The sequence below is a fragment of the Vibrio fujianensis genome (assembly GCF_002749895.1).
Taxonomy (GTDB): domain Bacteria; phylum Pseudomonadota; class Gammaproteobacteria; order Enterobacterales; family Vibrionaceae; genus Vibrio; species Vibrio fujianensis.
Genome location: NZ_NBUS01000054.1, coordinates 396,834 through 403,215, shown reverse-complemented (window position 1 = coordinate 403,215; position 6,382 = coordinate 396,834). Strand labels below are relative to the sequence as shown.

General features: G+C 41.3%; 6 protein-coding genes and 1 riboswitch. Of the genes, 3 read left to right on the top strand and 3 right to left on the bottom strand.

The annotated features are described in order from the left end of the window. Positions 1–60 precede the first annotated feature (60 nt). The 3 genes from purR to B7C60_RS14895 all read left to right on the top strand — a co-directional run bounded on the left by purR (position 61) and on the right by B7C60_RS14895 (position 2,887). Positions 61–1,071 (top strand): HTH-type transcriptional repressor PurR, encoded by a 1,011-nt coding sequence (purR, locus tag B7C60_RS14905; RefSeq protein WP_099612334.1) that lies wholly within the window; start codon positions 61–63, stop codon positions 1,069–1,071. A gap of 139 nt (positions 1,072–1,210) precedes the next feature. Continuing rightward, positions 1,211–1,295: riboswitch (cyclic di-GMP riboswitch) on the top strand. Positions 1,296–1,409: 114 nt separating this feature from the next. Further along, on the top strand, positions 1,410–2,000 hold the full coding sequence (locus tag B7C60_RS14900) for a TfoX/Sxy family DNA transformation protein (protein ID WP_099612333.1): 591 nt from the start codon (positions 1,410–1,412) through the stop codon (positions 1,998–2,000). A 203-nt stretch (positions 2,001–2,203) separates the two neighbouring features. Continuing rightward, complete coding sequence (locus B7C60_RS14895; protein WP_099612332.1) at positions 2,204–2,887, top strand: TVP38/TMEM64 family protein; 684 nt, start codon at positions 2,204–2,206, stop codon at positions 2,885–2,887. On the opposite strand, the gene B7C60_RS14890 is transcribed toward B7C60_RS14895, so the two are convergent. From B7C60_RS14890 to B7C60_RS14880, 3 genes are all read right to left on the bottom strand, one after another. After that, positions 2,884–3,681, bottom strand: a complete 798-nt coding sequence (locus B7C60_RS14890; RefSeq protein ID WP_099612331.1) for an alpha/beta fold hydrolase — start codon at positions 3,679–3,681, stop codon at positions 2,884–2,886. The two genes, B7C60_RS14895 and B7C60_RS14890, sit on opposite strands and share 4 nt — an antisense overlap. A 160-nt stretch (positions 3,682–3,841) precedes the next feature. Continuing rightward, a complete protein-coding gene (gene glgA, locus B7C60_RS14885) occupies positions 3,842–5,290 on the bottom strand; it encodes a glycogen synthase GlgA (protein ID WP_099612652.1) in 1,449 nt (482 codons plus the stop codon). Between the two features lie 10 nt (positions 5,291–5,300). Beyond that, a partial coding sequence (locus B7C60_RS14880; protein WP_245869527.1) for a glucose-1-phosphate adenylyltransferase occupies positions 5,301–6,382 on the bottom strand: 1,082 nt, incomplete at its 5' end.

The window sequence follows — 6,382 nt, the reverse complement described above, 5'->3', positions numbered from 1 at the left end:
GCTGCACTCAATGAAGTGAAAGCCTATGCCGGCTCCAGCAGTCATTGATAGGATAAATTTATGGCTACGATTAAAGACGTTGCGCGCTTAGCGGGTGTATCCACAACGACCGTATCTCATGTGATCAACAAAACCCGTTTTGTTGCAGAAACGACACAAGAAAAAGTACTCGAAGCAGTTAAGCAACTGAACTACGCACCAAGCGCGGTGGCAAGGAGCTTAAAATGCAACACAACACGTACAATTGGTATGCTCGTCACGCAATCAACCAATCTTTTCTTTTCTGAAGTGATTGATGGGGTTGAAAGTTATTGCTACCGCCAAGGGTATACATTGATTTTATGTAATACCGGTGGGATTTATGAAAAACAACGTGACTACATTCGCATGTTGGCAGAAAAACGTGTCGATGGCATGTTGGTCATGTGCTCTGACTTAACAGAAGAGTTACTGGAAATGCTCGAAAGCCACCCAGACATTCCTAAAGTCATTATGGATTGGGGGCCAGAAACATCTCAAGCGGATAAGATCATTGATAACTCAGAAGAAGGGGGTTATCTCGCAACGAAGTATCTGATTGAGAAAGGGCATAAAGCTATCGCTTGTCTTAGTGGTCATTTTGTCAAAGCCGCTTGCCAAGAACGGATTACTGGATTTCGTCGTGCCATGGCCGAAGCGAACCTTCCCGTTAATGATGATTGGATTTTAGAAGGTAACTTTGAATGTGATACCGCCGTTTTAGCGGCCGATAAAATTCTCGCCATGGATACCCGCCCAACCGCTGTATTTTGTTTTAATGATACGATGGCACTTGGCTTAATCAGCCGTTTACAACAACGTGGAGTTAGAGTTCCTGACGACATGTCCATTATCGGATACGATAATATTGAACTTGCTGAATATTTTTCGCCACCATTAACTACCATTCACCAGCCCAAACGCCGAGTCGGTAAAAATGCCTTTGAAATACTGCTGGAACGAATTAAAGATAAAGAACACGAACGCCGTACATTTGAAATGCATCCAGAAATTGTTGAACGCGATACGGTACGAGACTTAACCAAAAAATGATGGATAAGCGTAACTAAACCGATTAAAATCACTAAAAACCGAACCAGAGTCACATTTTCAAAAAAATGAAAAGTGACAACGGTTCAGTTTTAATGACTTTATCATCCGTATTCTGAGGTAATACTCGAAATACAGTATGTCACGCACAGGGCAAACCATCTGAAAGGGTGGGACGCAAAGCCTCCGGCCTAAACCCGAATGTGGTAGGTAGCGGGGTTGCCGATGGCTAAACTGCATAGACAGGAAGTTAACTTCTTATTGACATCTTTTAGCAGTTTTTTGCTAGTCTCTCGGACCTGATTTGGTGGCGAATTAGTTAATACACCGAGATTTACAACATGGATAAACCCGTATTAAAAGACTCAATGCGACTTTTTGAGCCACTTGGCCGTATCAAATCGCGTTCAATGTTTGGCGGTTTTGGCATTTTTGCTAATGACACGATGTTTGCGTTAGTGGTTAATAACCAACTGCATATACGAGCAAACGATAAATTAGCCGCCAAATTTAAACAACAAGGTTATCAACCCTATGTGTATACAAAAAAAGGGTTCCCCGTTGTGACCAAATATTATGCTCTTCCTGAAACGAGCTGGTCAGATCCGCAATTCATTTTATCTGAGGCACAATCCGCTTTAAAAATTGCTCAACTTGAACGAGAAAACCAAGAGCAATCAAAACCAGAACGGCTGAAAGATTTGCCAAATTTACGACTAGCCACTGAGCGCATGTTGAAAAAAGCCGGCATCAACTCCGTTGAACAACTGCATCAACAAGGCGCACTGGCTGCTTATCAAGCGATACAACAAAGCCATTCCAGCGAAGTTAGCCTAGAGCTATTGTGGGCATTAGAAGGCGCAATTGAAAGAAAGCACTGGTCAGTCATTCCGCTTTCGCGACGCGAGGAACTTATTAAGCGTTTATCTTAAAAACACTCTTTTCATGCTTTTCAGCACTCAAACAGTAATTAGTCCATCAGCGAGTTGTATACCCAACCAACTTGCGTTGGGCTAATTATTGTCATGGTTTAACCTAAATCACACGATACCCAAATATGTTCTATTCTGTATCCATTGGATAACGCTAAATTTTGCCACTAATTAAATTTTTCCACTATAGTATAGGCCGCTCAATGACCCGAAAAATGCTGGTTGGATTGATACTACTTGCGATAGTGATCTTGCTCGCTGTCAATTTACAACAATATCTCAATCTAAGCTCGATCAAACAGCTCCACACTCAACTATCTCTATGGATTGATGAACATTTTGCCATCGCAGCTCTGCTCTATTTTGTTTTATATGTCTTATTAACCGCCTTTTCCGTTCCTGGCGCGGCTGTATTTACTCTTCTTGGTGCGGCCTTATTTGGTTTTTGGATCAGTTTATTTTTAGTGTCTTTTGCCAGTACACTGGGAGCAACGATCGCCTTTTTGATTAGCCGCTATTTGCTCAAAGAATGGGTATACCGCCGCTTTTCTGATAAGTTGATTACACTCAATCATGGAATCAGTCAAGATGGTGCCTTATACCTATTTTCGTTAAGACTGATGCCTATTTTGCCTTTTTTTCTGATTAACTTATTAATGGGGCTCACCTCGATAACGACTTGGCGCTATTACTGGGTCAGCCAATTAGGTATGCTACCTGGAACGGCAGTGTATATTAATGCGGGAACTCAGTTGAGTGAAATAGATCAGATCTCGGGGATCATATCCCCTTCTGTGTTATTTTCTTTTGTATTACTTGGCCTTTTTCCATTGCTGGCCAAATGGCTAATTAAACGATTACGCTATCAGCGGACAAAGCACCATTAATTGCTTTGCTGGTAAATAAAATCGATAGAGACTTGATTAAACAAACGCGGCTGCTCAACGTTACAGACATGGCCGCAATCAGGAATTTCTACTAATTCACTCTGCTGATGTGCTGCAACCATCTCTCTAACGGGATGAAGAAACATATAATCACACGCCCCCATTACATATAACGTAGGAATCGGTAACGCTCTTTCTTTAAAATAACGCATTAATGGATTCACTTCAGCCGTCAAGGTAAACCAGCGTTTAAACTCTTTTTGACAAAGCTTCTGGGCCTCTCTGACAAATAAGTGTCGAGATTCTTTTTGGCTTGATTGCGGCATGACAACGTATGCAAATAAGCGGTAAAGCCACATATAAGGCATGATATGTTTACTCAAGTGGCCAAGTGTCACCAAGACTTGTGAACGAATATTTAATCGAGTAACCGCTCCGCCGAGTACCATACTCTTGACACGCTCGCCAGCCAACTCTGCCATATTTCTAACAATAATCGTTCCCAGTGACATACCAACAAAGTGAGCGGACTGGATTTTGAGATGATCAAGAACACGCAAAACATCCTGCGTTACGGACTTGAAAGTATAGCGCTGAGCCAATAAATCTTTTAACAATTGATTCGACTTACCGTGCCCACGTAAATCAACCAAGAGCAAATTAAAATGCTGTTTATAGTCTTTTATCTGCTTAAACCAGATAGAAGAGCTTCCTCCTGCACCATGAACAAAAACAACCCAGTCTTTACTGGTTGGATGGGGATAAATTTTATGAAACAACAAACCTTGGGGCATGAACACCACATAAACTCAACTTACTTAGTAGAGAAGATTAGCATAATTTACCTTGTACATTTGCTCATAGTTGTAAAAAATCATGTATAAAACATGCCGATATTGGCTCACTGACAAAGCACAGAGCGCATCAATCACGACTACGCTCTGCCTCCCTTCATTAGTAATCGAAAATTGCCGAACGATACATCTTTAAGTATTCCTGCGCTGAATCAAGCCAACTAAAGTCTTTCTGCATCGCTCTTAATTGAACCTTTAGCATTTCATCCGGATTTTGCAAATAAAATAACAAGGCTCTTTGCATCGTAATCAACAAGGCTGCCGGCGTTGGATCCTGAAAACCAAACCCTGTTGCTTGCTGAGGGTACTTATCATAGTCTTGAACGGTGTCTTTCAGCCCACCAACCTCTCGAATGATAGGCAGAGTTCCATAAGCCATACTGTATATTTGGTTTAGCCCACACGCTTCAAATTCCGATGGCATAATAAAAAAGTCTGAACCGGCTTCAACCAAGTGAGCAAGACGATTACTATAAGCTTCAATAAAAACAAATTTGTTAGGATGGGTAGCTGCAATCTTATGTAATTTTTCAGCGATTTGAGATTCTCCCGTCCCTACGATCACCAGCTGCACTTCATTGCGCAAAAACTGATCGAGAATCGGTAGTAAATAATGGAATCCTTTTTGGTGGGTTAATCGACACACCATGCCGAACATTGGTATCGCAACTTGTGGTAATGCTAGCTCTTGCTGGAGCGCTTGCTTACTGCTTGCCTTCCCTGATTTTAAAGCATTCTCTTCTGCATGGTAAGTTTGTGGTAGATAACGATCCGTTGCTGGACTCCACTCAGAGTAATCACACCCATTGATGATTCCATGTAGATCGCGCGCACGGCGAACAAAATCGTCCACCAAACCGTGTGAACCTAATGGTGTTAACAACTCGGAAGCATAGTTAGGACTAACCGCATTAATTTTATCAGCAAAGGCAATTCCTGCTCTTAAAGTACTCACATGATCATGGCCATACTGTAAAAATTCCATTCCCGATAGATTCAATTCAGGGATAATTTCCAACTGATGATAAGAAAAAATACCTTTAAAAATAGCATTATGGACAGTTAATATGGTTTTTATGCCGCTGTAATAACCATCATCACGATAACGCGTTTTTAATAAGAAAGGGATTAATGCCGTGTGCCAATCATTCGCGTGAATAATATCCGGGTGAATGGCTAATTTAGGTAAAATATCTAAACAAGCGGCGGAAAAAAAGCCAAAACGCTCGCCATTATCGACATAGGCATGGTTCTGCTCTGCATATAAGTCTGGTCGATCAAAATATTCTTCACAATCAATCAAATAGACAGGCACCTTGTCGAGTTCAGTCAAACGAACTTGATAACGAGTATGTGGCCAATGCAATAATTCTGTTTCAAGAATAACCGGTAAATTTTGTTTTTCATCAATGGTGCGATAACCAGGTAGCACAATGGCTACCTGATGACCAAGATCCATTAAAGCCTTTGGCAGTGCCTTCGCCACATCGGCTAAGCCGCCACTTTTCACTAGTCCTTCAGCTTCTGAAACAGCGAACCAAATGTTCATTTTCTCATGATTAGAATCCAAATTTTGTCCCTTTTGCTATCACAACAATTCCTTCGTCAGAAACATGGAACCGTTGTCTATCCAGTTCTAAATCTTCACCAATAACGGTACCAGGGGCGATTTCTACATTTTTATCAATAATCGTGCGTTTAATCGTACACCCTGCACCAATTTTAACGTCACCTAAAATCACCGATTCACTGATCAACGATCCATGGGCAATGTTGGTTCTGAAGCCAAGTACAGATTTATAGATTGTCGACCCTTGTACATAACTTCCTCCGGAAATTAAGCTATCTGTAATCTCCACTTTTTTCTCATCCATATCAACGAACGTGGCAGGTGGTAATGGAGGATAGTAAGTGTGTAATGGCCAACTACGGTTATATAACGAGAATGGCGCATCTTTTTGTAATAAATCCATATGAGCAGACCAGTAAGACTCTATGGTACCGACATCACGCCAGTAGGTTATTCCCTTTTCCCCTTTGATAGTATTAGTTGAGAAGTCATACACATAAACGTCACCTTGAGGAAACATTTTGGGGATGATGTCCTTGCCAAAGTCATGACTCGATTGTTCATTGGTCGCATCTTCACGCAGTTCTTTACATAGCGTTTCCGTTTCAAAGATGTAATTTCCCATTGAAACCAGAGCCCATTCTGGAGCCCCAGGAATCGATTTGGGCTGTTTAGGCTTTTCTTCAAAGCCTATCATTTTCCCATTCGTATCGACTTCAATCACACCAAATTGTGACGCTTGAGACAATGGCATGCGTAGGGCGGAAACGGTCAGTTTTGCTTCTACACGGCGATGGAACTCAAGCATTTGCCGGATATCCATCTTATAAATATGATCGGAACCGAAAATGCAAACATCATCAGCTTCAGAGATTTCGACAAAACGAAGGTTTTGATAGATAGCGTCCGCTGTACCTTCATACCAACGTTTACCATCACGCATTTGAGCTGGAATGGAATCAATAAAACGATCTCGTATACTGGAAACATTCCATCCTTTTTTCATGTGTAAATAGAGTGATTGAGATTTAAATTGTGTTAACACATAAACTCGCATTAAATCGGCATTAA

Excerpts from the sequence above, each read along its gene's own strand:
- purR (WP_099612334.1), top strand. The coding sequence starts at position 61 with ATGGCTACGATTAAAGACGTTGCGCGCTTAGCGGGTGTATCCACAACG.
- B7C60_RS14900 (WP_099612333.1), top strand. The coding sequence starts at position 1,410 with ATGGATAAACCCGTATTAAAAGACTCAATGCGACTTTTTGAGCCACTT.
- B7C60_RS14895 (WP_099612332.1), top strand. The coding sequence starts at position 2,204 with ATGACCCGAAAAATGCTGGTTGGATTGATACTACTTGCGATAGTGATC.
- B7C60_RS14890 (WP_099612331.1), bottom strand. The coding sequence starts at position 3,681 with ATGCCCCAAGGTTTGTTGTTTCATAAAATTTATCCCCATCCAACCAGT.
- glgA (WP_099612652.1), bottom strand. The coding sequence starts at position 5,290 with ATGAACATTTGGTTCGCTGTTTCAGAAGCTGAAGGACTAGTGAAAAGT.